This is a genomic window from Castellaniella denitrificans, from assembly GCF_027214045.1.
In the GTDB taxonomy this organism is placed as follows: Bacteria; Pseudomonadota; Gammaproteobacteria; order Burkholderiales; family Burkholderiaceae_B; genus Castellaniella; species Castellaniella denitrificans_A.
In genome coordinates this window covers 1-21,130 of the sequence record NZ_JAPWHE010000004.1, presented here as the reverse complement: position 1 = coordinate 21,130, position 21,130 = coordinate 1, and the positions used below count along the sequence as shown (strand labels likewise).

19 protein-coding genes, 1 tRNA gene and 1 pseudogene are annotated in these 21,130 nt (G+C 66.6%); 11 read left to right on the top strand and 10 right to left on the bottom strand.

The window, feature by feature from the left end:
* Nucleotides 1-185: 185 nt before the first annotated feature.
* The gene (locus O4H32_RS07380) at nucleotides 186-1,472 is read left to right on the top strand and encodes an adenosylmethionine--8-amino-7-oxononanoate transaminase (protein WP_269357945.1); all 1,287 of its coding nucleotides are present in this window, start codon (nucleotides 186-188) and stop codon (nucleotides 1,470-1,472) included.
* 47 nt (nucleotides 1,473-1,519) lie between these two features.
* Here O4H32_RS07380 and O4H32_RS07375 read toward each other — a convergent pair whose 3' ends face one another.
* The 4 genes from O4H32_RS07375 to O4H32_RS07360 all read right to left on the bottom strand — a co-directional run bounded on the left by O4H32_RS07375 (nucleotide 1,520) and on the right by O4H32_RS07360 (nucleotide 6,345).
* The gene (locus O4H32_RS07375; protein WP_269357944.1) at nucleotides 1,520-1,990 is read right to left on the bottom strand and encodes a THO complex subunit 5; all 471 of its coding nucleotides are present in this window, start codon (nucleotides 1,988-1,990) and stop codon (nucleotides 1,520-1,522) included.
* Nucleotides 1,991-2,150: 160 nt separating this feature from the next.
* Nucleotides 2,151-3,923, bottom strand: a complete 1,773-nt coding sequence (locus O4H32_RS07370; protein ID WP_269358170.1) for an acetyl/propionyl/methylcrotonyl-CoA carboxylase subunit alpha — start codon at nucleotides 3,921-3,923, stop codon at nucleotides 2,151-2,153.
* Nucleotides 3,923-5,584: a 5-oxoprolinase subunit B/C family protein gene (locus O4H32_RS07365; protein ID WP_407932630.1), complete on the bottom strand. Its 1,662-nt coding sequence runs from the start codon at nucleotides 5,582-5,584 to the stop codon at nucleotides 3,923-3,925. The genes O4H32_RS07370 and O4H32_RS07365 overlap by 1 nt, the downstream gene beginning before the upstream one ends.
* Nucleotides 5,581-6,345 carry a LamB/YcsF family protein gene (locus O4H32_RS07360; protein WP_269357943.1) on the bottom strand — a complete coding sequence of 255 codons (765 nt, stop codon included), beginning with the start codon at nucleotides 6,343-6,345 and terminating at the stop codon, nucleotides 5,581-5,583. The genes O4H32_RS07365 and O4H32_RS07360 overlap by 4 nt, the downstream gene beginning before the upstream one ends.
* A 71-nt stretch (nucleotides 6,346-6,416) precedes the next feature.
* Here O4H32_RS07360 and O4H32_RS07355 point away from each other — a divergent pair, with 71 nt between their 5' ends.
* The 6 genes from O4H32_RS07355 (at nucleotide 6,417) to O4H32_RS07330 (ending at nucleotide 11,824) form a co-directional block, all read left to right on the top strand.
* A complete protein-coding gene (locus O4H32_RS07355) occupies nucleotides 6,417-7,088 on the top strand; it encodes a GntR family transcriptional regulator (protein ID WP_269357942.1) in 672 nt (223 codons plus the stop codon).
* 277 nt (nucleotides 7,089-7,365) lie between these two features.
* The gene (locus O4H32_RS07350) at nucleotides 7,366-8,400 is read left to right on the top strand and encodes a TRAP transporter substrate-binding protein (RefSeq protein ID WP_269357941.1); all 1,035 of its coding nucleotides are present in this window, start codon (nucleotides 7,366-7,368) and stop codon (nucleotides 8,398-8,400) included.
* A 16-nt stretch (nucleotides 8,401-8,416) separates the two neighbouring features.
* Nucleotides 8,417-8,926 (top strand): TRAP transporter small permease, encoded by a 510-nt coding sequence (locus O4H32_RS07345; protein ID WP_269357940.1) that lies wholly within the window; start codon nucleotides 8,417-8,419, stop codon nucleotides 8,924-8,926.
* Nucleotides 8,919-10,217, top strand: coding sequence for a TRAP transporter large permease (locus O4H32_RS07340; RefSeq protein WP_269357939.1), 1,299 nt, complete (start codon nucleotides 8,919-8,921; stop codon nucleotides 10,215-10,217). Before O4H32_RS07345 ends, O4H32_RS07340 begins: the two co-directional genes overlap by 8 nt.
* Before the next feature lie 123 nt (nucleotides 10,218-10,340).
* Nucleotides 10,341-11,225: a pirin family protein gene (locus tag O4H32_RS07335; protein WP_269357938.1), complete on the top strand. Its 885-nt coding sequence runs from the start codon at nucleotides 10,341-10,343 to the stop codon at nucleotides 11,223-11,225.
* 32 nt (nucleotides 11,226-11,257) lie between these two features.
* Nucleotides 11,258-11,824, top strand: a complete 567-nt coding sequence (locus O4H32_RS07330; protein WP_269357937.1) for an NADPH-dependent FMN reductase — start codon at nucleotides 11,258-11,260, stop codon at nucleotides 11,822-11,824.
* A 50-nt stretch (nucleotides 11,825-11,874) separates the two neighbouring features.
* Here the strand turns inward: O4H32_RS07330 and O4H32_RS07325 are convergent, their stop codons facing one another.
* Nucleotides 11,875-13,239, bottom strand: coding sequence for an aminotransferase-like domain-containing protein (locus O4H32_RS07325; RefSeq protein WP_269357936.1), 1,365 nt, complete (start codon nucleotides 13,237-13,239; stop codon nucleotides 11,875-11,877).
* 199 nt (nucleotides 13,240-13,438) lie between these two features.
* On the opposite strand from O4H32_RS07325, the gene dctP reads away from it, so the two are divergent.
* The 4 genes from dctP to O4H32_RS07305 all read left to right on the top strand — a co-directional run bounded on the left by dctP (nucleotide 13,439) and on the right by O4H32_RS07305 (nucleotide 17,683).
* Entirely contained in the window at nucleotides 13,439-14,482 is a 1,044-nt protein-coding gene (gene dctP / locus O4H32_RS07320) for a TRAP transporter substrate-binding protein DctP (protein WP_269357935.1), read from the top strand.
* Nucleotides 14,483-14,561: 79 nt separating this feature from the next.
* On the top strand, nucleotides 14,562-15,074 hold the full coding sequence (locus O4H32_RS07315; RefSeq protein ID WP_269357934.1) for a TRAP transporter small permease subunit: 513 nt from the start codon (nucleotides 14,562-14,564) through the stop codon (nucleotides 15,072-15,074).
* Nucleotides 15,071-16,378, top strand: coding sequence for a TRAP transporter large permease (locus O4H32_RS07310; protein ID WP_269357933.1), 1,308 nt, complete (start codon nucleotides 15,071-15,073; stop codon nucleotides 16,376-16,378). Before O4H32_RS07315 ends, O4H32_RS07310 begins: the two co-directional genes overlap by 4 nt.
* 24 nt (nucleotides 16,379-16,402) lie before the next feature.
* The gene (locus O4H32_RS07305; RefSeq protein WP_269357932.1) at nucleotides 16,403-17,683 is read left to right on the top strand and encodes a hydroxymethylglutaryl-CoA reductase, degradative; all 1,281 of its coding nucleotides are present in this window, start codon (nucleotides 16,403-16,405) and stop codon (nucleotides 17,681-17,683) included.
* 73 nt (nucleotides 17,684-17,756) lie between these two features.
* Here the strand turns inward: O4H32_RS07305 and O4H32_RS07300 are convergent, their stop codons facing one another.
* From O4H32_RS07300 to O4H32_RS07280, 5 genes and pseudogenes are all read right to left on the bottom strand, one after another.
* On the bottom strand, nucleotides 17,757-18,968 hold the full coding sequence (locus tag O4H32_RS07300) for a hypothetical protein (protein ID WP_269357931.1): 1,212 nt from the start codon (nucleotides 18,966-18,968) through the stop codon (nucleotides 17,757-17,759).
* Between the two features lie 315 nt (nucleotides 18,969-19,283).
* Nucleotides 19,284-19,368 (bottom strand) — tRNA-Leu (locus O4H32_RS07295).
* A gap of 92 nt (nucleotides 19,369-19,460) precedes the next feature.
* Nucleotides 19,461-19,937: a preprotein translocase subunit SecG gene (gene secG / locus O4H32_RS07290; protein WP_269357930.1), complete on the bottom strand. Its 477-nt coding sequence runs from the start codon at nucleotides 19,935-19,937 to the stop codon at nucleotides 19,461-19,463.
* A 36-nt stretch (nucleotides 19,938-19,973) separates the two neighbouring features.
* Complete coding sequence (gene tpiA, locus O4H32_RS07285) at nucleotides 19,974-20,723, bottom strand: triose-phosphate isomerase (RefSeq protein WP_269357929.1); 750 nt, start codon at nucleotides 20,721-20,723, stop codon at nucleotides 19,974-19,976.
* A gap of 196 nt (nucleotides 20,724-20,919) precedes the next feature.
* Nucleotides 20,920-21,130 (bottom strand): annotated as a pseudogene (locus O4H32_RS07280) (methyl-accepting chemotaxis protein); the annotation flags it as partial.

Sequence of the window (21,130 nt, the reverse complement as noted above, 5' to 3'; positions counted from 1 at the left end):
GGTTGAAAATGAATGGCGAGGCGATAATATCAAAATGATCTCAATAAAGAGATTTTAAATACATTTAGAAAGAAGATGACAGCAAAACGGAGTTGAGAGATTTTCCCTGCAACTGCCGCCAAGCATGCGGCATCGAGTGGCCATTCTCTCTGCCGCCGGTGACGACCCTCTAATTGAAACAAATGATGAATACTTCTCTTCCCGACTGGCTGACGAACGGCCACGCCCACATCTGGCTACCCTATACCCAGATGAAAACCGCCGACCTGCCGGCGCCCGCGACCCGCACGCAAGGCAGCCGGATCGAACTGGCCGACGGCCGGGTTCTGATCGACGGCATCGCCTCATGGTGGACGGCCTGCCACGGCTACAACCATCCGCACATCGCCCAGGCCGTCCAGGCCCAGCTGGCGCGCATGCCCCACATCATGTTCGGCGGGCTCGCGCACGAACCGGCGCTGACCCTGGCCCGGCGCCTGTGCACCCTGCTCGGACCCGGCCTGGATCGCGTGTTCTTCACAGAATCCGGATCCGTCTCGGTCGAGGTGGCGATGAAGATGGCCATGCAATATTGGTCCAACCAAGGTGAACCGCAGCGGCGTCGCATCCTCGCGTTCCGAGGCGGCTATCATGGCGACACCTTCGGAACCATGGCGGTCTGCGATCCCGACATCGGCATGCACGCCGCCTTCGACGGCGCCGGCGCGCGCCATGAACTGTGCGAACTCCCCACGGACGAGGCGCGTGCCGATGCACTGGAGGCCCGGCTGCATGCTCAAGCGGACCGGATCGCCGCCATCCTGGTCGAGCCGCTGGTGCAGGGCGCGGGCGGCATGCGGATGCACGCGCCCGCCGTGCTCGCGCGCCTGCGCGAAATGGCCGACCGCCACGGCACCCTGCTGATCTTCGACGAAATCTTCACCGGCTTCGGGCGCACCGGATCGATGTTCGCCTTCGAGCAGGCGGGCGTGCGGCCGGACATCATCACCCTGTCCAAGGCGCTCACGGGCGGCACCCTGCCCTTGGCCGCGACCGTGGCCAGCCGGCGCGTCTTCGAAGGCTTCTGGTCCGACGACCCCGCGCACGCGCTGATGCACGGGCCGACCTACATGGGCAATGCGCTGGCCTGCGCCGCCGCGCTGGCCTCGCTGGATCTGTTCGAGACGGAACCCCGGCTGGCGCAGGTCCGGGCCATCGAGGTCCTGCTGCGCGAAGGCCTGGCGCCCTGCAAGACCCTCCCTGGTGTCCGCGACGTCCGCGTCATGGGGGCCATCGGCGCGGTCGAACTGGAGCGCAGGCCGGATCACGCCGCGCTGCGCCGGACATTCCTGGAAGCGGGCGCGTGGATCCGGCCCTTTGGCCACATCATCTACTTGACGCCCGCTTTCGTGATGCCGCCGGAAGACCTGCGGCGGTTGACCGGCACGATATGCTCGGTGCTCGCCGCATCGACGGCATCGCACCCGGACTGAACGAACCGCGGATCCAGAGCGCCCGCCCCCCGTGGGGGGGCGGGCGGCTACAGCGCCAGTTGAGCGGCGGACATCTGCCGCGCCTGATCCAGTCGCATGTCCCGCATCAGGCTGGCCAGCTTCTGTGTCGCCGACATCAGCGCGCTATTCAGCGCGCTCATCCGCGCCCTGAGCTGCAACAAGCGGGCGCGCCTGGTTTCCTGATCCAGGCTTTCGTCAGCCTGAACCGCCCCCAGTTCCCGTGCCAATTCCGCGAGCCGTTCGCGCAGATCGCGGATCATCCGCAACAGGTGCTTGACGGCCTCGGGCAGATCGCTGTCGTCGATGTCCCGATACCGGCTCCGGGTCGCCGTCGAACCCGAGGCGGCCATGGACATCGCCCGCCCCAGGTCGGAAATCGAGGCCCTGGACGAGGCCGGCGCATCCGGGAAAGGCGTCCCCACGGCTCCCTGGCCGCCGACATGCGCGAGGCCGGCCGCCGACGGCACGGAAAAGGTCAAGGCATCGAGAGGGCTCATCGCGTCATCCAGGCAACGGAACCCGTCGGGCAAAGCGGCACCGACGGCCCCGTACCGGCATCTACGGCCGGACGGCACAAGTCTTTACCCCGCCCCGGCGCAAAGCCCCCCGTCCGCAGCCGCTGATGCGCAGCGGCGCGGCGGCTTGCCCGGAGCCGCCCTAAGGGCGCCGCATCCCTTCGATGCGCCCAAGCGGCACGTCGGCCTCGACAAAAGCGCCCGCCGTCACTTCCTGGCGCAGCACGCCCGCGATGGGCGCCAGCACCTGGGCTTCCATCTTCATCGCTTCCATCACGGCCAGCACCTGGCCCTCCTCGACCGTGGCCCCCGCCTGAACCTGCCAGGACAGCAGCGTGCCGGTGATCGGCGCCGTCACCGCGCCGCGATCGGCCTGGGACGTGCCATCCTGGGAGCGCTCTCCGGCATCGGACACCTCGCCGCCCGTCGCGAGGCCGGCGGCCAGTGCCGCACCCACGCCCGGCATGTCCGCCGGCAGCCCCAGGGATACGCGGCGACCGTCGATCTCGATGAAGGTGCGCCGCATCGGCACCCCATCCTGCGCCAGGGGCCTGGGCGCGTCGGCCAGGTCGACGGAAAATTCCGTTTCGATCCAGCGCGTATGCACGCCGAAGCCTTGCTGGCCAATGAAGTCGGCCTGATCGACCACGGCGCGGTGGAAAGGCAGGACAGACGCGACACCGTCGATCTCGAATTCCCGCAGCGCGCGGCGCGCGCGGGCCAGGGCCTGTTCCCGGGTCGCGCCGCTCACGATCAGCTTGGCCAACAGGGAATCGAATACGCCCGGCACCCGCGAGCCGGACTCCACGCCGCTGTCGATCCGGACGCCCGGCCCCGAAGGCGGCGCGAAAAGCGCGACGAGTCCCGGCGTCGGCAGATAACCGCGCCCCGGATCCTCGGCATTGATGCGGAACTCCAGGCTGTGCCCGCGCGGCGCGGGCGTGGACTCGATCGACAGCGGCAGGCCGTCGGCGACGCGCAATTGCTCCACCACCAGATCCAGGCCGGAGGTTTCTTCGGTCACGGGATGCTCGACCTGCAGGCGGGTATTGACCTCCAGGAAGGAAATGCGGCCGTCGCGCGCCAGCAGGAATTCCACCGTCCCCGCGCCGACGTAGCCGGCCCGGGCGCAGATATCGCGCGCCGCCTGGTGGATGCGGACGCGCTGCTCGTCGGAAAGAAAGGGGGCGGGGGCTTCTTCGACGAGCTTCTGGTTGCGCCGCTGCAGCGAACAATCGCGGTCGCCCAGCACCACCACCCGCCCATGGGTATCGGCGATCACCTGCGCCTCGATATGGCGCGGTCGATCGAGAAACTGCTCGATGAAGCACTCTCCCCGGCCGAAGGCGGCCGTGGCTTCGCGCACGGCGGATTCATACAGTTCGGCCACCTCGTCCAGCCGCCAGGCCACTTTCAGGCCGCGTCCGCCGCCGCCGAAAGCCGCCTTGATGGCGATGGGCAGGCCGTGCGCCTCGGCGAAGGCCAGGGCTTCGGCACCGCTGGCAACCGGACCCTCCGTGCCCGCCACCAGCGGCGCGCCCACGGCCTGGGCGATCCGCCGCGCGGCCACTTTGTCGCCGAGCGCCTCGATGGCTTCGGGCGGGGGGCCGATCCAGGCCAGGCCGGCTTCGATCACGGCGCGCGCAAATTCCGCGCGCTCGGAGAGAAACCCGTAGCCCGGATGAACGGCGTCGGCCCCGGAGCGCTTGGCGACGCCCAGGAGCTTGTCGATGTCCAGGTAGGTTTCAGCGGGCCGGCGTCCCTCCAGCGCCCAGGCCTCGTCGGCCCGGCGCACATGCAGTGCGTCGGCGTCGTCGTCGGCGTATACGGCAATCGAGCGCACGCCATAATCGGCGCAGGCGCGCGCGATGCGCACGGCGATCTCGCCCCGGTTGGCGATCAGGACTTTACGGATCATGGCAGGATTTCCTTGAAAGGCCCGATGGGCCGGAAGCGTAGGCGGGCGCCCACGGGAATCTGGGCGGCGCGGTCCAGGTCGCGGGCGACGACCGCGCCAATCACCGGATAGCCGCCGGTCAGCGGATGGTCGGCCAGGAACAGGACTGGCTGACCGCCGGCCGGCACCTGGATGGCGCCGGCCACGGTGCCCTCGCTGGGCAGTTCACCCTGGCGGCTGCGCGTCAGCGGCTCTGTCCCGGCCAGGCGCATGCCGACCCGATCCGATTGGGGCGTGACCGTCCACTCCTGGTGGATGAGCAGGTCGAGCGCCGCCGGGGAAAACCAGTCGGAGCGCGGCCCCAGAACGATATCGAGGACGACGAGTTCTCCTCTGCGGGGCAAAGGCGGCGGCGAAGCGGCACCGGTCAGGACGGCGCCGGGGCGCGCGCCGCCCGGGGCCGTCCCCACCCGCAGCCGGTCACCCGCACGCAGCGGCGCCGGTCCGATGCCCGCCAGGGTGTCGGTGGCGCAGCTGCCCAGCACGGGCGCCACATCCCAGCCCCCCCTCACGGCCACGTAGCAGCGCACACCGGCGCCCGGCGTGCCGATCCGCAGTTCATCGCCCTCGTCGAGCGCCAGCGGCCGGCCCGCAGCGGCAGGAAGACGGACGCCCACCGCCGTCGTCAGGCGGATCTCCGCCTGAGCGCCGGTGATGGCGACAACGGCCCGGCCCCGACACACCAGACGCAGTCCGCCCAGAGCATTCTCCAGCACGGGGGCGTCAGCCGGATTGCCGACGATCCGGTTGGCGGCGCGCAGTGCGCCCCGGTCCAGCGCCCCGGACAGCGACACGCCCATGCCGGTCAGGCCGGGGCGGCCCAGATCCTGCACCAGGGTTTGCGGTCCGGCGGACAGCACGTCGAAACAGGCCGACGGCGCGGCAACGGCCGCAAGGCCCATGGATGGGACCGTGGCGGCCGGCGGGCGGCCGTTGTCGCCGGGCAGGCTATAGGCGACACCGGCGGCCTCCAGGTCGCGGAAGCGCACGCGAAAACCGGGCCGCACCAAGGCCGGTTCGGCCCGCTCCATGTCCCACATCCGCCAGGGCGTCACGCCCAGCAATTGCCAGCCACCGGGGCTGTCGGAGGGATACACGGCGCTGAAGTCCCCTGCCACGGCCACGGATCCCGCAGGAACGCGAACACGCGGCGCGGCCCGACGGGGAATGCCGTGGAAACAGGGATCGCCGCCCGCCAGGTAGACGAATCCCGGCGCAAAGCCCGCGAAAGCCGCCAGGTAGTCGCTACCGGTGTGGCGCTCGATCAACTCGGCGCGCGTCAGCCCGAGCCGTTCGGCGACCTCGTCCAGATCCTCGCCCTCATAGCGCACGGGAATCTCCACCAGCCGCGCATCGGAGGCCGCGGGCGAAGCGCCCGCCGCGCCTGCGGGAGCAGCCGCCAAGGCGGCCGCGGTCCGCCGCAGCCAGCCGGCCACATCCCGCGCCGACAGCGCGGACGGGCGGAACAGCACCAGCAGCGTGCGCGCGGCGGGCACGACATCCTCCACACCGGCCGGCCGCTGGCCGAGTGCCTGGAACAAGGCCAGGGTCTCGTCAAGGGAACGGAGTTCCGCCAGCACGGCGCCATCGCCGGCGGGCAGGCAGCGCGGCATGATCATGAAACCCGCACCCCGGCGAACGGCGCCAGTGCCACGCCAGCCGCCTCCAGCCGCTGCCGCACCGCGCGCGCCATGGCCACGGCCCCCGGGCTGTCGCCATGCACGCAGATGGAATCGGCCCGCAGGCGCACGCGGCTGCCATCGATGGCGGTGATTTCGCCCGTGCGGACCAGGTCGAGCATGCGCTCGGCAACCTGATCGGGATCGTGCAGCACGGCGCCGGCCTCGCGGCGCGACACCAGCGCGCCATCCGGCGCATAGGCTCGATCCGCGAACGCTTCGGCCACCACGCGCAGACCGCGGGCCCGCGCCCAGTCCAGCAAGGGCGAACCGGCGAGCCCCATCAGGACCAGGCCGGGGTCGAGCGCCAGCAAGGCGGCGATGACATCCGCCGCCTGGCGCTCGTCGCGGGCAATGGTGTTGTACAAGGCGCCGTGAGGCTTCACGTACGTCACGCGGGTGCCCGCCGCCGCGGCCAGTCCCTGCAGGGCGCCGATCTGATAGATGACGTCGGCCACCAGTTCGCGGCTGGACGGGTCCATGTTGCGCCGGCCGAAGCCCGCCAGGTCGGGATAGGCCACGTGCGCACCGATCGCCACGCCGCGCTCGGCGGCCGCTCGCAGGGTGTCCAGCATGCCGGCCGGGTCCCCGGCATGAAAGCCGCACGCCACATTGGCGCTGGTGACGATGTCCAGCATGGCGGCGTCATCGCCCATGCGCCAGGCGCCAAAGCTTTCACCCAGATCGCTGTTCAAGTCCATGTGCGTTCCTTATCATGACAAAATATGCTGCGGATCGTTGAACGATCCTGGCTGAATTTTCGGGACCCCTCATGCATGCTCGCCATTATCCCAACCCCAGCGCCGCGCTGAGTCTGACCGACACGGTGGCTGAAACCATCCGCCAGCAGCTCATCCACGGCCAGCTTCGGGCGGGGCAGCGCCTGTCCGAGGCGGGACTGAGCGAACAACTGGAAGTCTCGCGCAACACCTTGCGCGAGGCCTTCCGGATCCTGTCCAAAGAAGGGCTGCTGCGCCACGAGCCCAATCGCGGCGTCTCGGTGGTGGTGCCATCGATTGCCGACATCATCGACATCTACCGGGTCCGCCGCCTGATCGAATGCCAGGCGCTGGCCCAGGCCTGGCCGCGCCACCCCGCCCACAAACGCATGGAACAGGCCATGGAACAGGCCCGCCGCATGCGCGACGCCGGCGACTGGCTCGAGGTCGGGTCGGCCAACATGATGTTCCATGCCGCCATCGTGGCGCTGGCCGACAGCGTGCGCCTGTCGGCGATGTTCGCCGACATCTCCGCCGAATTGCGGCTGGCCTTCGGCCTGCTGGACGATCCCGAGTATCTGCATGCGCCTTTCGTCGACCTCAACGGCCGTCTGCTGGAATTGTTCGACCAGGGCGACACGGCGACGGCGGCGCGCAACCTGGAGAGCTACCTGATCCAGTCCGAGCGCATGGTGCTGTCCGTGTATTCCGCCCATGTCGACTGACGGCCCGTCGCGCCGCGCCGCCCGTCGCCGCCCTTGCAGGCCGGTGACTCGGCATGTCTGTCGATTCGACCTTATCATTGTTCAACGATTTAAAATATAAAATGAACGATTGAAGACTACATCAACTACAAAAACAACATTATTGTTGAAAACCCTGATCGACGAACGGTCACGGATGCTCTATCTTTGTCGCACGCCATTGCCAATGGCCGGTCCGAGGCCGCACCGCCGCCGGCCTGCCGGGCAATGTTCCACGATCGTTTTCCAGGAGTCCTCGATGAAACGTCGCACTCTCTTTGCCACCGCCCTGATCGCCGGTCTCGGCCTCTCCTTCCAGGCGCAGGCCGCCACGCAGTGGGATCTCGCCTCTGCCTACCCCGCCTTCAATTTCCATTCGAAAAACCTCGCCCAGTTTTCCAAGGACGTCGATCAGGCGACCCAGGGCGATCTGAAGATCACCGTCCACTCGGGCGCATCCCTGTTCAAGATGCCCGAAATCAAGCGGGCCGTGCAGGGCAACCAGGCCCAGGCGGGCGAATTCTTCATGGTCAGCTTCCAGAACGAATGGCCGCTGTTCGGCCTGGACGGCCTGCCCTTCCTGGTCAGCAACTACGACGAAGCCTGGAAGCTGTATCAGGCCCAGCGTCCGCTGCTGGAAAAGAAACTGGATCAGCAAGGCATGGTGCTGCTCTATGCCGTGGCCTGGCCGCCGCAGGGCATCTACACCAACAAGCCGATCCAGTCGGCCGCCGATCTCAAGGGCCTGAAATGGCGCGTGTACAGCCCGACCACGGCGCGCATCGGCGAACTGATCGGCGCGCAGCCGGTCACGGTCCAGGAAGCCGAACTGTCCCAGGCGCTGGCCACGGGCGTGGTCGACGGCCTGATCACCTCCAGCGCCACCGGCGCGGACAACAAGCTGTATGAAAACCTGAAGTACTACACCAACGTCCAGGCCTGGATTCCCAAGAACGCCGTGGTCGCCAACAAGCGCGCCTTCGAATCGCTGAGCCCGGCCACCCAGGAAGCCGTCCGCAAGGCCGCCGCCGCCGCTGAGAAACGCGGCTGGGAAGAATCCCGCAAGGTCGACGAAGCCTCCATCGCCAAGCTCAAGGCCAACGGCATGCAGGTCAACGAGCCCACGCCCCAGCTCAAGTCCGATCTGGTGGAAATCGGCCAGACGGTCATCCGCGAATGGCTGAAGACCGCCGGCGCCGAAGGCAAGGAAGTCCTGGATGCCTCGGGCCGGATGCGCGCCCTCGGCCAAGGGGCCAACGCCCGCATGATCCAGCAAGCCACGACCTCCAACTGATCCCCCGGAGCCCGCCATGCGCAAATTCCTCGATGGCCTGTATACCGGCAGCAGCTGGCTCGCCGGCCTGGGCATGATCGGCGTACTGCTGATGGTCAGTTATTCCATCGTAGGCCGCCTGGCGGGCTTCCCTGTGGGCGGCATCGACGCCTACGCCGGCTACCTGATGGCCGGCGCAGGCTTCCTGGCCTTGGCCAGCACCCTGAAAAAGGGCGAACACATCCGTGTCACGCTGGTCCTGGGCATGCTCAAGGGCGCAAAGCGGCGGGGTCTGGAGCTCGTCGCCCTGTCCATCGCCACAGCGCTGTCCGGCTTTCTGGCCCTGTATTCGGCCCGCCTGGTCTGGCAATCCTGGGCATACCAGGATATTTCCACCGGCATCGACGCCACCCCCCTGTGGATCCCGCAGATTTCCATGGCGCTCGGCACCCTGATCTTCTTCATCGCCTTCCTTGACGAGCTCTGGCTGGAACTCCTCGGCAAACGCGTTCCGGCCCAGTCTGCGGAGGAATCCCATCATGAGTGAAATCACCGTCGGCATCATTCTGATCGTCGTCCTCCTGACCCTGCTGGGCGGCGGCGTCTGGGTCGGTCTGACCCTCGCAGGCGTGGCCTGGTTCGGCATGGAACTGTTTTCCAGCCGTCCTGCGGGCGACGCCATGGCCATGACCATCTGGGGCAGTTCCAGCAGCTGGACACTGACCGCTCTGCCCTTGTTCATCTGGATGGGCGAAATCCTCTATCGCACCAATCTGTCCGAAAACCTGTTCCGCGGCCTGGCGCCCTGGGTCAACCGCCTGCCCGGCCGCCTGTTGCACACCAATGTGCTGGGCTGCACGATCTTCGCCTCGGTCTGCGGATCCTCGGCCGCCACCTGCGTCACCGTGGGCCGCATGAATCTGCCCGAACTGCGGCGGCGCGGCTACCCCGACGCGCAGATCATCGGCTCGCTGGGCGGCCCCGCCACCCTGGGCCTGCTGATTCCGCCATCGATCATCCTGATCGTCTATGGCGTGGCGGCGGAAACCTCGATCGCCAAGCTCTTCATCGCCGGGGTGGTGCCCGGGGTGCTGCTGGCGCTGCTGTTCAGCGGCTGGCTCGCGGGCTGGGCGCTGCTGCACCCCGATCGCGTCCCGGAATCGGCGGAAGGCCGCCTGCCACTGCGGGAGAAACTGCGCGAATCGCGCCAGCTGATCCCCGTGGTCCTGCTCATCCTGGGGGTGATCGCCAGCATCTACAGCGGCGTGGCCACCGCCACCGAATCGGCCGCCATTGGCGTCCTGGGCGCCTTCCTGCTGTCGGCCTGGCAAAAATCCCTGACCTGGCAATCGTTCCGCGACGCACTGCTGGGGGCCACGCGCCTGTACTGCATGATCGCCCTGATCCTGTCGGGCGCCGCCTTCATGACCCTGTCCATGGGCTATATCGGACTGCCCCGCCAACTGGCGGAATTCGTCGGCGGCCTGAACCTGTCGCCCGGCATGCTGATCATCGTCCTCAGCCTGTTCTACATCGTGCTGGGCTGCTTCCTGGACGGCATCTCCACCATCGTCCTCACCATGGGCGTGGTGCTGCCCATCATCCAGGCGGCCGGCATCGACCCGATCTGGTTCGGGATCTTCCTGGTCATCACCGTGGAAACCGCCCAGATCACGCCGCCGGTGGGCTTCAACCTGTTCGTGCTGCAAAGCATGACCGGCAAGGAAATCACCTACCTGGCCCGGATCTGCGCCCCCTATTTCGGCCTGATGGCCCTCACGCTCTTTCTCCTCTGGTACTTTCCGGCACTGGCCACCTGGCTGCCGAGCCACATGTAGCCGCGGATCAGTCACCCTCGGCGACTCGCGAGCCCCCCGTCCGGGGGCTCGCTTGTTTTCCGGGCGCATTCCCGATTATCGTAATCGCGGGGCCGCTCCCTCCCGGCCCGCGCGAGGCAAGCCATGACGACCGCCACCCTGCTGATCGACCGCCGCACGCACGACCTGGGCGGAGGCTTCATCGTCGGCCGCGTGCTGCCTTTCCGCAAGCGCCGCATGGTGGGGCCCTTCATCTTCTTCGATCACCTGGGACCGCTGGATGTGGCGCGCGGCGCCCCGCTCGAACTGGACGTCAGGCCGCACCCCCACATCGGCCTGTCCACCGTCACCTACCTGTACAGCGGCGCCATCACCCACCGCGACAGCCTGGGATCGAATCAGGAAATCCGTCCCGGCGAGGTCAACTGGATGACCGCCGGCAGCGGCATCACCCACAGCGAAAGACTGGAATATGCCCGCGCCCACGGCGCCACCATGCACGGCATCCAGGCCTGGGTCGCCCTGCCGCGCGAACACGAGGAAACGGCGCCGGCCTTCCATCACCACCAGGGTGCCGAAGAGCTGCCCGAATTCGACGAGGGCGGCGTCGCCGGCCGCCTGATCGCGGGCGCCATCGACGGCGCCGCCGCCCGCGTCCGGACGCATTCGCCCCTGTTCTACCTGCACTGGGAAATGGCCGACGGCGCGCGCCGCACCCTGGGCACCGACTATTCCGAACGCGCCGTCTACGTGGCCCGGGGCGCCGTCGAGCTGGACGGCCACCCGCTGTCCGAAGGGCAAATGCGGGTCCTGGACCCTGGCCGCGCCGCGCACATCCGGGCCCGCGGGCCCGCCACCGTCATGCTGCTGGGCGGCGAACCCGTCGGCGAACGATTCATCCACTGGAATTTCGTGTCCTCGTCCAAGGACCGGCTCGAACAGGCCCGCGAGGACTGGCGCGCCCAACGCATGGCCCTGCCGGTCGGCGACGACCGGGAATTCATCCCGCTCCCCGAAGGCGCGGGCTGACCATCACCCCCTCACAAGCAAGGAAACACACGATGCCGCTCAAGCTCCAAGTCATCATCTGCAGCACCCGTCCCGGTCGGGTCGGTCCCTCGGTCGCCCGCTGGTTCCACGAATTCGCGCGCGCCCACGGCCAGTTCGACGTCGAACTGGTGGACCTGGCCGACTTCAAGCTGCCCCTCTACGACGAGCCGGTGCATCCCCGCATGCAGCAATACGCGCACGACCACACCAAGCGCTGGAGCGCCAGCGTGTCCCGCGCCGACGCCTATGTCTTCGTGACGCCCGAATACAACTACAGCGCGCCGCCCTCCCTGGTGAACGCGCTGGACTTCGTCTACAAGGAATGGAACGAAAAGCCCTGCGGCTTCGTCGGTTACGGCGGGGTATCGGGCGGCCTGCGCGCGGTCCAGTCGGTCAAGCCGCAAGTCACCACCCTGAAGATGATGCCCATGGTCGAAGGCGTCGCCATCCCCATGGTGGCCAAGCACATCCGGGAAAACGGCGAATTCGCCTCCAACGAACTGATCGACGCCTCGGCCACGACGCTGCTGGACGAACTGCTGCGCTGGGCCACGGCGCTGAAGACCCTGCGCGCCTGAGCGGCCGCGGGCGTGGCTCGCCCAGTGGGCCGGATGGGGATCGATCCTCATCAACGCCCGCGATGGCGCATGAACTCGATGAATTTCGGGTGCGCGGCATAGGCGATGTTCAGTCGCATGGCGGGACGCATGCTGGTCCGGTCCGGCATGAAAAGCCGGCCTGGCGCAATGAAGATGCTGCGCTCGGACGCCTCCCGCACCAGCCTTTCCTCATGGTCTCCGGGATGCAGATACACCCAGAGATAAAAGCAGCCCGATGGCTCGCAAAAGACATCCAGCTCCAGATCCCGCAGAATCTGGAGCGACTGTTCGGTGGCCTGGGCCACCTGGGCGCGCAGTTTGCGCAGATGCTTCAAATAATGGCCGCAGGCGATGAAATCGTAGAGCATCCGTTCGGCGATATCGCCCGAACTGGCGATCGTGAGCATTTTCAGGTCGCACAGTGAACGCGCCAGAGTCGAATGGCAGGCCAGATAGCCCACCCGCAGTCCGGCCGACAGCGTCTTGGAAAAAGTCCCCACGTAAATGACGCGCTCGAGCTGATCGAGACTGGCCAGCCGGGGGGCGTCGGCGGGCAGGATGTCCGCGAAGGGATCCTCTTCGACCACCTGGAAGCGATGCTGGGCGGCCGCAAGCAATATGCGATGGCCCGTCGGCAAGGACATCGAGCCACCGGTCGGATTGTGGGCCTGCGACTGCGTAAAGAACAGCTTGGGCCGGTAGCGGGCGGCCTTGGCGTTCAGATCCTCGATGTCGGGACCATCGATCAGGCGCCGCACACCGATGATCTGCACGCCGATCAGATGCAATTTGGCGAACAGCGGATAGTAGCCGGGACTGTCCACCAGCACGGTATCCCCGGGCTCGAGCAGTTGCCGGGCGATGAGATCCAGCGCATGGTTGGCTCCCATGGTGGTCAGTATCTGCTCGGGTTCCGCCTGGATGCGCAAATCGGCCAGATGCCGGGCCAGGTATTCACGCAACGGCGCGAATCCCCAGGGATTGCCGTAACCATGGACTTCGTTGTCCTCGCGTGGCCGGCGGGAACCCGATGGCGGACGGAATTCCGGCGTGCCGGCCCAGTCATGCGGCGGCCGGCCCTCGCCGACCCGGACCTCGTACTGCCGCACCAACTGTTCCCTGAGCAGCGACACCGCATCCACGGCCTGGGCGACGGACAGCGCCTTGGGCAGACGTTCCCGGCGGGTCGACACGGGCACGTAATAGCCCGACCCCACGCGGGCTTCCAGTTGCCCCAGGGCCACCATGCGGTCATAGGCTTCGGCCACCGTGTTCTTGGACAGGCCCAATTCCACCGCAGCCGTGCGGATCGACCAGATCCGCGCCCCGGGCGGCCAGATGCCATCGGCCATCCCGCGATGGATCCGCTGAATCACGCGTTCGATTCGAGTCATGGGCGGCCGGATTGTATTGGGTCAGAAAAGGGGACAGTCAATGGGAAAACGACAAACTGTACCTTTTATTGTACCCTTCACTCACCTATGATGGATCATCCCGCCGCATGATCGGCGGGCATATAACGATGAACAGTCGGGCCGACAACCCGCTTTCCAGCCCCCGATCCCGATGGACGAGGCTTTGATGGAGATGACAATGACCGCATTCAATCGACGTTCCGCTCTGAAGACCCTGGGCGCCGGCTCTCTGGCGGGCCTGGGCCTGGGCCTGGGTCGCACGGCCGCCGCCCAGGGCAAGGTCAAATGGCGCATGCAGGCGCTGTGGGACGGCGGGACCACGCCGCAAAAATTCGAAGCCGCGTTCGTCAAGCGCGTCGCCGAACTGACGGGCGGCCAATTTGAAATCGAACTGTTCTCGGCGGGCCAACTGGTGCCGGCCAATCAGGCCTTCGACGCCGTGCGCGGCGGCGCGTTCCAGTTGATGAAAACCTTCGACGGCTACGAAGCGGGGAAAATCCCCAGCTTCGCCTTCACCAGCACCATCCCGTTCGGTTTCACCGAATCCGACCAGTACGAAGCCTGGTTCTATGAACTGGGCGGACTCGATCTGGCCCGCAAGGCCTATGCTCCGGCGGGTCTGTTCTACATCGCGCCCACCGTGTACGGCGCCGAGCCCATCCACTCCAAAGTGCCCCTCAAGACCGTGGCCGATTTCAATGGCAAAAAGGGACGGTTCGTGGGCCTGGCCTCGGCCGTGATGGGCGCGCTGGGCGTGGCGGTCACGCCGCTGGCCACGGCGGACGTCTACTCGGCCCTGGACAAGGGGGTGATCGACATCGCCGACCGGGGCGACCTGACGGCCAATCTGGAAGCCGGCCTGGGCGAAGTGGCGAAATACATCATCCAGCCCGGTCCTCATCAACCCACGACGGCCACCAGCTACGTGGCCAACCAGGCGGCCTACAAGGCATTGCCCGATACCCACAAGGCCGCGCTGGCGGTGGCCGCGCGCGAAGTGTCCAGCAGCTTGCGCCAGCACATCCTGGTGGCCGACGGCAAAGCCATCGACGCATTCAAGGCGCAGGGCGTCGAAGTCAGCTCGCTGGACCCCGCCGATGTGGCCCAGGCGCGGAAAAAAGTCGTCGAAGTCTGGCGCAAGGCCACCAAGGGCGACGCCCTGGCCACACAGATCCTGGACAGCCAGGTCGCCTTCATGGAGAAGCTGGGCCTGATCGCCTGAGCACCGACAGCCGCCGCCTCGCCGGCATGGCGCCCGCGGCGCCATGCCGGTCCGATCCGTCTTTCTCCGGATACCGACCATGCCCAGCGTCATCCGACTCTATGTTCACGCCGTGACGGCCCTGAACAAGGCCTTGTTCATGCTCTCCGCCGCCCTGATGGCGATCATCGTGCCCGCCATGATGGTCGAAGTCGTCAGCCGCTACGTGTTCCATGCCCCCACAGTCTGGGGCATGGAACTGGCCGTGCTGCTGTTCGGCCCGTATTTTCTGCTGGGCGGCCCCTATCTGCTGCATCTGGGCGGTCATGTGAACATGGATCTGTTCCGCAACCGCATGCCCCCGCGGGCCCGCGCCGTGGCGGACGCTTTCAGCCAGATCGTCATCCTGTTCTTCTGCGCCGTCATGCTGTACTACGCCACGCCCCTGGTATTGCAATCGATCGAATACCGCGAAACCACATTCTCCGCCTGGAATCCGCCACTGTGGCCCTACAAGATCGCGGTGCCGCTGGCCATGCTGCTGCTGGCACTGCAGAGCCTGGCCGAACTGGCCCGGACCTGCCTGGGTGACGCGAGGAAAGAAACCGCATGAGCCCGAACCTGATCCTCATCCTGATGTTCGGCGGCCTGACGCTGCTGATGGTCACCGGCCTGCCGATCGCCTTCGTGCTGGGCGGCCTGTCGCTGCTGCTGACGGTCACCCTCTGGAACCCGGAATCCGTGATCATCCTGGTGCTGCAGGTGTTCGACACCATGCGCTCCGAACCCCTGCTGGCGGTACCGCTCTACATCCTCATGGCCGGCATCCTGCAGCGCTCCGGCGTCATCGAGGACCTGTACCGTGTCATGGGGCTGTGGTTCGGCCGCCTGCGCGGCGGACTGGCGATCGGGACCGTCATCATCTGCGTCATCATGGCGGCCATGACGGGCGTGGTCGGCGCGGCCGTCACGTCGATGGGTGTGCTGGCCATGCCCGAAATGCTGCGCCGCAAGTACGATCCCTCGCTGGTGGCCGGCACCATCTGCGCCGCCGGGACGCTGGGCGTGCTGATCCCGCCCTCGGTCCTGACGATCGTGTACGCCGTCACGGCACAGGTTTCCATCGGCAAGATGCTCATCGCGGGCATCGTGCCGGGCATCCTGCTGGCCACGGTCTACATCCTGTACATCCTGTATGTGTCCTACTTCCAGTCCGGCAAGGTGCCTTCGGACGATGCCAGGGCCGTGCCGATGCGCCTCAAGCTGCTCAGCCTGCGGGCCATCGTCATCCCCGCCCTGCTCATCGCCATGGTGCTCGGTTCGATTTTCCTGGGCATCGCCACCCCCACCGAGGCCGCCGCGGTCGGCGTCGTCGGCGCCATCCTGGCCAGCCTGGTGCGCCGGAAATTCACCTTCCGGGGGCTCGCCGAGGCCGGCATCCATACCCTGAAGGTCACGTCGATGATCCTCTGGATCACCATCGGCGCCAAGGCCTACGTGGCGATTTTCACCGGCCTGGGCGGCGCCGACACATTGATCGGGCTCATCCGCGACATGAATGTGTCGCCCTACCTCGTGCTGGCGTTCATGATGCTGATCCTGATCTTTCTGGGGACCTGCCTGGACGAGATCGGCATCATCCTGCTCACCGTGCCCGTTTTCCTGCCCATCGTGAAGGCATTCGGCTTCGACGAGATCTGGTTCGGCGTGCTCTATGCCATTTCGATCCAGGTCGGATACATCAGCCCGCCATTCGGCTATTCCCTGTTCTATCTGAAAGCCACCCTGCCCAAGGGCGTGGGCATGGCCGAAGTCTACCGCGGGGTCGTGCCCTTCATGGGCCTGCAGATCCTGGCCCTGCTGATCTGCGCGGCCTTCCCCGCCCTGGTGATGTGGCTGCCCCGCTACGTCGGCTGAATATTTTCCTGAGAGGTAACCGCCGTGACCCAAAAAACTTCACGCATTTCCGGATTCCACAAACTTTCCGTCTCCGAACGCATCGACCAGGCGCTGGCTTTCGCCGGCCTGGCGGACAGCGACCTGAAAGCGCTCTTCCTGGATACGGGCAACCTGCCGGCCGAACGGGTCGACCAGCTGATTGAAAACGCCGTCGGCACCATGAACATCCCGGTCGGCGTGGCCACCAACCTGCTGATCGACGGAAAGGACTATCTCGTCCCGATGGCCACCGAGGAATCCTCGGTCGTCGCCGCCGTCTGCAACGCGGCGCGCCAGTGCTACGACTCGGGCGGATTCGTGACCTCGATGTCGGGCACCCGCATGATCGCCCAGGTGCAGTTGGTGGACGTCCCGGACCCGGGCAACGCCCGTCTTTCCATCCTGGAACGCGCCGAGGAGATCCGCGCCATCTGCGATGATTGCGACCCCGTGCTGGTGCGACTGGGCGGCGGTTTCCGCGACCTCGAGGTCCGGATCGTCGACGCCCCCAGCGGCCCGATGGTGGTCACGCACCTGATCGTGGACACCCGCGATGCCATGGGCGCCAACGCCGTCAACACCATGGCCGAGAAACTGGCGCCCCACATCGAGTCCTGGACCGGCGGGCGCGTCTACCTGCGCATTCTGTCCAACCTGGCCGATCGGCGCCTGGCGCGGGCGCGATGCGTCTGGAAGCTGGACGCCATCGGCGGCGCCGCCGTCCGCGACGGCATGATCAAGGCATACGAATTCGCGTTGATGGACCCCTACCGCGCCGCCACGCACAACAAGGGCATCATGAACGGCGTGACCGCCGTGGTGATGGCCACAGGCAACGACACGCGCGCCATCGAAGCCGGCGCGCACGCCTACGCGGCACGCAAAGGATGGTACAGCAGCCTCACGCAATGGGAAGTGACCCGCGACGGCGACCTGGCCGGCTCGCTGGAAATGCCCATGGCGGTGGGCCTGATCGGCGGAGCGACCAAGCTGCACCCCATGGCGCGGGCCTGCCTGCAGATCATGGACATCCAGTCGGCCGAGCAACTGTCCCGGGTCATCGCCGCCGTCGGCCTGGCGCAGAATTTTTCGGCGCTCAAGGCGCTGGCCACCGAAGGCATCCAGAAAGGCCACATGTCGCTGCATTCCCAGAACATCGCCCTGATGGCCGGCGCCCAGGGCGATGAAATCGCCCGGGTGGCCCGCCGCCTGGTCGAACTGGGCACCGTGCGCATCGACATCGCCGAAGCCGAACTGAAAAAACTGCGCGACGGGGGGGTGTAACCGCCGGACAGTGCCTCGCGCGGCACACACGAAACCCCGCATGGCTTGGGGCCATGCGGGGATGAAGACTGCTTCATGCCGCCACCGGTATCGCGAACACGACCACCAGCAGCGCGATGAGCGTGCCCGTGCCATACACGGCAACCCATGCGAAACGGCGCAGGCGCCAGGCCGACAGTGCGGCCTGCAGCGATTGCAGCGCGTAATATCCGACAAAAATCTGCGATGCGAAAGTAATGATCTGATAGATATTGGCCAGCCACGTCATCGTGATGGCGACCAGCGCGGTGGCGGCGCTGGCGAAATTGATGCTGAGTTTTCTTGAAAAGGTTTCCGATAGCAGCCCGCCGGCGCCATTGGTGTCGGCCACCGCGGCCGACAGCTGCGACGCCAGCGCGGCGACGATAATCATCGGCGCCAATGCGCTGCCGATCGGTTTCAACATGTCGATAATGGCGGTCTCACCCCCCTGCGATGGCAGGCCATCGGTGAAATAACGAGTGATCAGCAAAATAAACGCCAGGTAAATTGCCGTCGATATCCACTGCGCGTAACGCATGGTGTGGATTCTGGTGGTGGCATCGTAGGCGGAGCCCAGGTAGCGCGAGGTCTCGAACCCCTGCACCAGGACCACCAGGCCGAGCAGCGTTTGCAGTTCCCGCGTGCCTTCCGTGTGCGGCAGCGTCGACCAAGTGAAACTGCCATTGCCGACAGCGATGGCACTTGCGATGACGAGCACGATGAGAAGACCGCCGATCAGCGACAGCTTGAGCCCGACCGCCTTTTCCTCCAGTCTCTCCAGTGCGGCCAGCCCCCCTCGCAGTCCCAATACGCCGACATAGGCAATCACGACACTGGCGAGCACGCGAATCCAGAATGGATCGGTGATGTTGCCAAGACGCAGCGCGAATGCCGCGAACAGATTCAGATAATAGGCAACCGATACGAAATACGCCGTGGACAACATCAGCTCGGATGCCCGCTCCAACCGCGCAACGAGGCGCGGCGGATGTTGCTCCAGCAGCGGCTCGATCTGCTGGATATTATGTCGAATCGCTGAACCGAACAGGTAGGCGAGCATACATAGCGCCAGCATTGCCAGCCACGCCATGCGCCCTGCCGTTGCCCCGAGAATCGGGCCCGCCACCAGAAAGCCGGAGCCGATAATAGATGCCAGCGGTGTGACGGTGGCGCGCCAGACGCGGGAGCGCAGCAGTTTGGGATGTAAAAAGATCAGGCCGAGCAGCAGTGAGGCGGCGATCAGAATGTAATCGAATATCGTCATGCGCTTTCGTTATCGTTCTATGGCGGGTGCCTTAGTCGGCTTCAACGGCACCAACCGCTCGACGACCTCGCGCCTGGCTGACAGCGTCAGGGCTTTCCGTTCAGCGCATTTCTTGATGGCCGAGATCAGACATTCTACTGGCTGACCTCCACTGTGGGGTGCAACGTACGGCCCAGTCTCATGATGCGCGTCTGTGCGAAGACGCCGACGTCGACCCGACCCGGAGCATCCGGACAAGAAAAAACCCGCTGAACCAACGTTCATGCGGGTTTTCTTTGATTTCCCGGACTGATCTGGCTCAGTCCGGATATTCGGTGGTGCCGTCGGCGAGACTCGAACTCGCACAGCTTTCGCCACTACCCCCTCAAGATAGCGTGTCTACCAATTCCACCACGACGGCGTTTTGCCTTGCGGCAAAGACGGGCATTCTAGCATGAAAAACCGCACCGGCCCTGGCGGGCGAAGGCCCCTCCAAGACCGGCAAAGACTGTCTTATTTCTTCTCGGCCGGGGCCGGCGCGGACGGCACCGAGGCGTCGCCCGCCGAAGGCGCCGCGGGCACGGCCGCCGCCGGCGCCGACGATTCGGCGCCCTTGGCCTGAGGAGCGGCGGGTACGGCCGGAACGGCGCTGCCCCCCCCCACATCGGGGACGGCGGAACCCGCAGGAGCGGCTTCCTTGGCCGGGGCCGTGAAGCCTTGCATGATGCCGGACTCGATGGGCGAGCCGGCGGGGTGGTGGGCCACCCAGGCCAGTCCAACCGTGGTGGCGAAGAAGACAATGGCCGCCCACTTGGTGGCGCGCGACAGGAAATTGGCCGCCCCGGCCGAGCCGAACACGCTGCCGGCCGAACCGCTGCCGAACGCGGCGCCCATATCGGCGCCCTTGCCCTGTTGCAGCAGGACCAGCACGATGACCAGAAGCGAGGAAATGACCTGCAGGGTCAGCAGGATCGAGGAAAGCCATTGCATGATGATAGGACTCCGGACCTTATGGGTGTGCTCGGATCAGGCGGCCGCGGCCGCGCTGTCGAGGAATTCGTCGGCGACGAGCGACGCGCCGCCCACCAGGGCGCCGTCGATGTCGGGTTGGGCGAACAGGGATGCCGCGTTCGCGGCCTTGACGCTGCCGCCATAGAGGATACGGGTCTGTCCGGCGCCGTGCCGTGTCAGGGCCGCGCGGATGAAGGCATGCACGGCCTGGGCCTGTTCCGGCGTGGCGGTGCGGCCGGTGCCGATGGCCCAGACGGGCTCATAGGCGATGACCATGCGCGCCAGGGCCTCGGCACCCAGCGCCAGGACAGGATCGAGCTGATCGCCGATGACGCACTCGACCTGCCCCGCGTCCCGGTCGGCCAGGGTCTCGCCGACGCAGACGACCGGGGTCAGACCCGCCGCCAGCGCGGACGCGGCCTTGGCCGCGACCAGCGCGCTGGATTCGCCGTGCATCGCGCGGCGCTCGGAATGCCCGCACAGCGCCCAGGCGCAGCCGAAATCGGCCAGCATGGCCGCGGCGACTTCGCCGGTATAGGCGCCCTGCGCATGGACGCTGACGTCCTGGGCACCCCAGGACACCGGCGTACCCGCCAGCGCGGCCTGCGCCTGCGCCAGGTAGGGAAACGGCACGCACACGGCCAGTTGGGTATCGCCGGCGCGCGCTGCGCCGGCCGCAAGGCCGGCGAGCAGCGCGGCATTGGCCGCGAGGCTGCCGTGCATCTTCCAATTGCCCATGACGAGGCGCTTGCGAGTATGGCTCATTCGTGTCGTCGTTCCAGTCAAACCGGGATGATGGCGGCGCCCCCGCTCTTCCTTCGGAAAAACGGACCCGCCCCAGCAAAGAGTAACCCTGAATTGTAGCGTGTTTGCGTTCGCTGCGCCGATCGGCCCGACCAAGGTCCGTCCATGCCGGCAAGCTGCGCACCCCGGCTCTTGCGCATGCGAAACGCGGGCGCATTCAGGTCATCGCGGCCCGTTCCAGGCGCAAAAGCCGCGCTGGCGCGCTCGCAGGAGCGTGCGCGCCGGATCCGGCGCCGTTCTGGTCCAGGGTGAAGGTGGCGACCAGTTGCGCCAGGGTGGCCGCCTGTTCCTGCAGGCTGGCGGCCGCGGCGGCCGATTCCTCGACCAGGCTGGCGTTCTGGCGGGTGACGTCGTCCATCTGGGTGACG

Bases quoted from the DNA above. Each gene is read 5' to 3' on its own strand.
- O4H32_RS07355 (WP_269357942.1), top strand. From the start codon at position 6,417: ATGCATGCTCGCCATTATCCCAACCCCAGCGCCGCGCTGAGTCTGACC.
- O4H32_RS07340 (WP_269357939.1), top strand. From the start codon at position 8,919: ATGAGTGAAATCACCGTCGGCATCATTCTGATCGTCGTCCTCCTGACC.
- O4H32_RS07365 (WP_407932630.1), bottom strand. From the start codon at position 5,584: ATGATCATGCCGCGCTGCCTGCCCGCCGGCGATGGCGCCGTGCTGGCG.
- O4H32_RS07375 (WP_269357944.1), bottom strand. From the start codon at position 1,990: ATGAGCCCTCTCGATGCCTTGACCTTTTCCGTGCCGTCGGCGGCCGGC.
- O4H32_RS07310 (WP_269357933.1), top strand. From the start codon at position 15,071: ATGAGCCCGAACCTGATCCTCATCCTGATGTTCGGCGGCCTGACGCTG.
- O4H32_RS07350 (WP_269357941.1), top strand. From the start codon at position 7,366: ATGAAACGTCGCACTCTCTTTGCCACCGCCCTGATCGCCGGTCTCGGC.
- O4H32_RS07335 (WP_269357938.1), top strand. From the start codon at position 10,341: ATGACGACCGCCACCCTGCTGATCGACCGCCGCACGCACGACCTGGGC.
- O4H32_RS07300 (WP_269357931.1), bottom strand. From the start codon at position 18,968: ATGACGATATTCGATTACATTCTGATCGCCGCCTCACTGCTGCTCGGC.
- O4H32_RS07330 (WP_269357937.1), top strand. From the start codon at position 11,258: ATGCCGCTCAAGCTCCAAGTCATCATCTGCAGCACCCGTCCCGGTCGG.
- O4H32_RS07315 (WP_269357934.1), top strand. From the start codon at position 14,562: ATGCCCAGCGTCATCCGACTCTATGTTCACGCCGTGACGGCCCTGAAC.
- O4H32_RS07380 (WP_269357945.1), top strand. From the start codon at position 186: ATGAATACTTCTCTTCCCGACTGGCTGACGAACGGCCACGCCCACATC.
- O4H32_RS07345 (WP_269357940.1), top strand. From the start codon at position 8,417: ATGCGCAAATTCCTCGATGGCCTGTATACCGGCAGCAGCTGGCTCGCC.
- O4H32_RS07325 (WP_269357936.1), bottom strand. From the start codon at position 13,239: ATGACTCGAATCGAACGCGTGATTCAGCGGATCCATCGCGGGATGGCC.
- secG (WP_269357930.1), bottom strand. From the start codon at position 19,937: ATGCAATGGCTTTCCTCGATCCTGCTGACCCTGCAGGTCATTTCCTCG.
- O4H32_RS07360 (WP_269357943.1), bottom strand. From the start codon at position 6,345: ATGGACTTGAACAGCGATCTGGGTGAAAGCTTTGGCGCCTGGCGCATG.
- dctP (WP_269357935.1), top strand. From the start codon at position 13,439: ATGACCGCATTCAATCGACGTTCCGCTCTGAAGACCCTGGGCGCCGGC.
- tpiA (WP_269357929.1), bottom strand. From the start codon at position 20,723: ATGAGCCATACTCGCAAGCGCCTCGTCATGGGCAATTGGAAGATGCAC.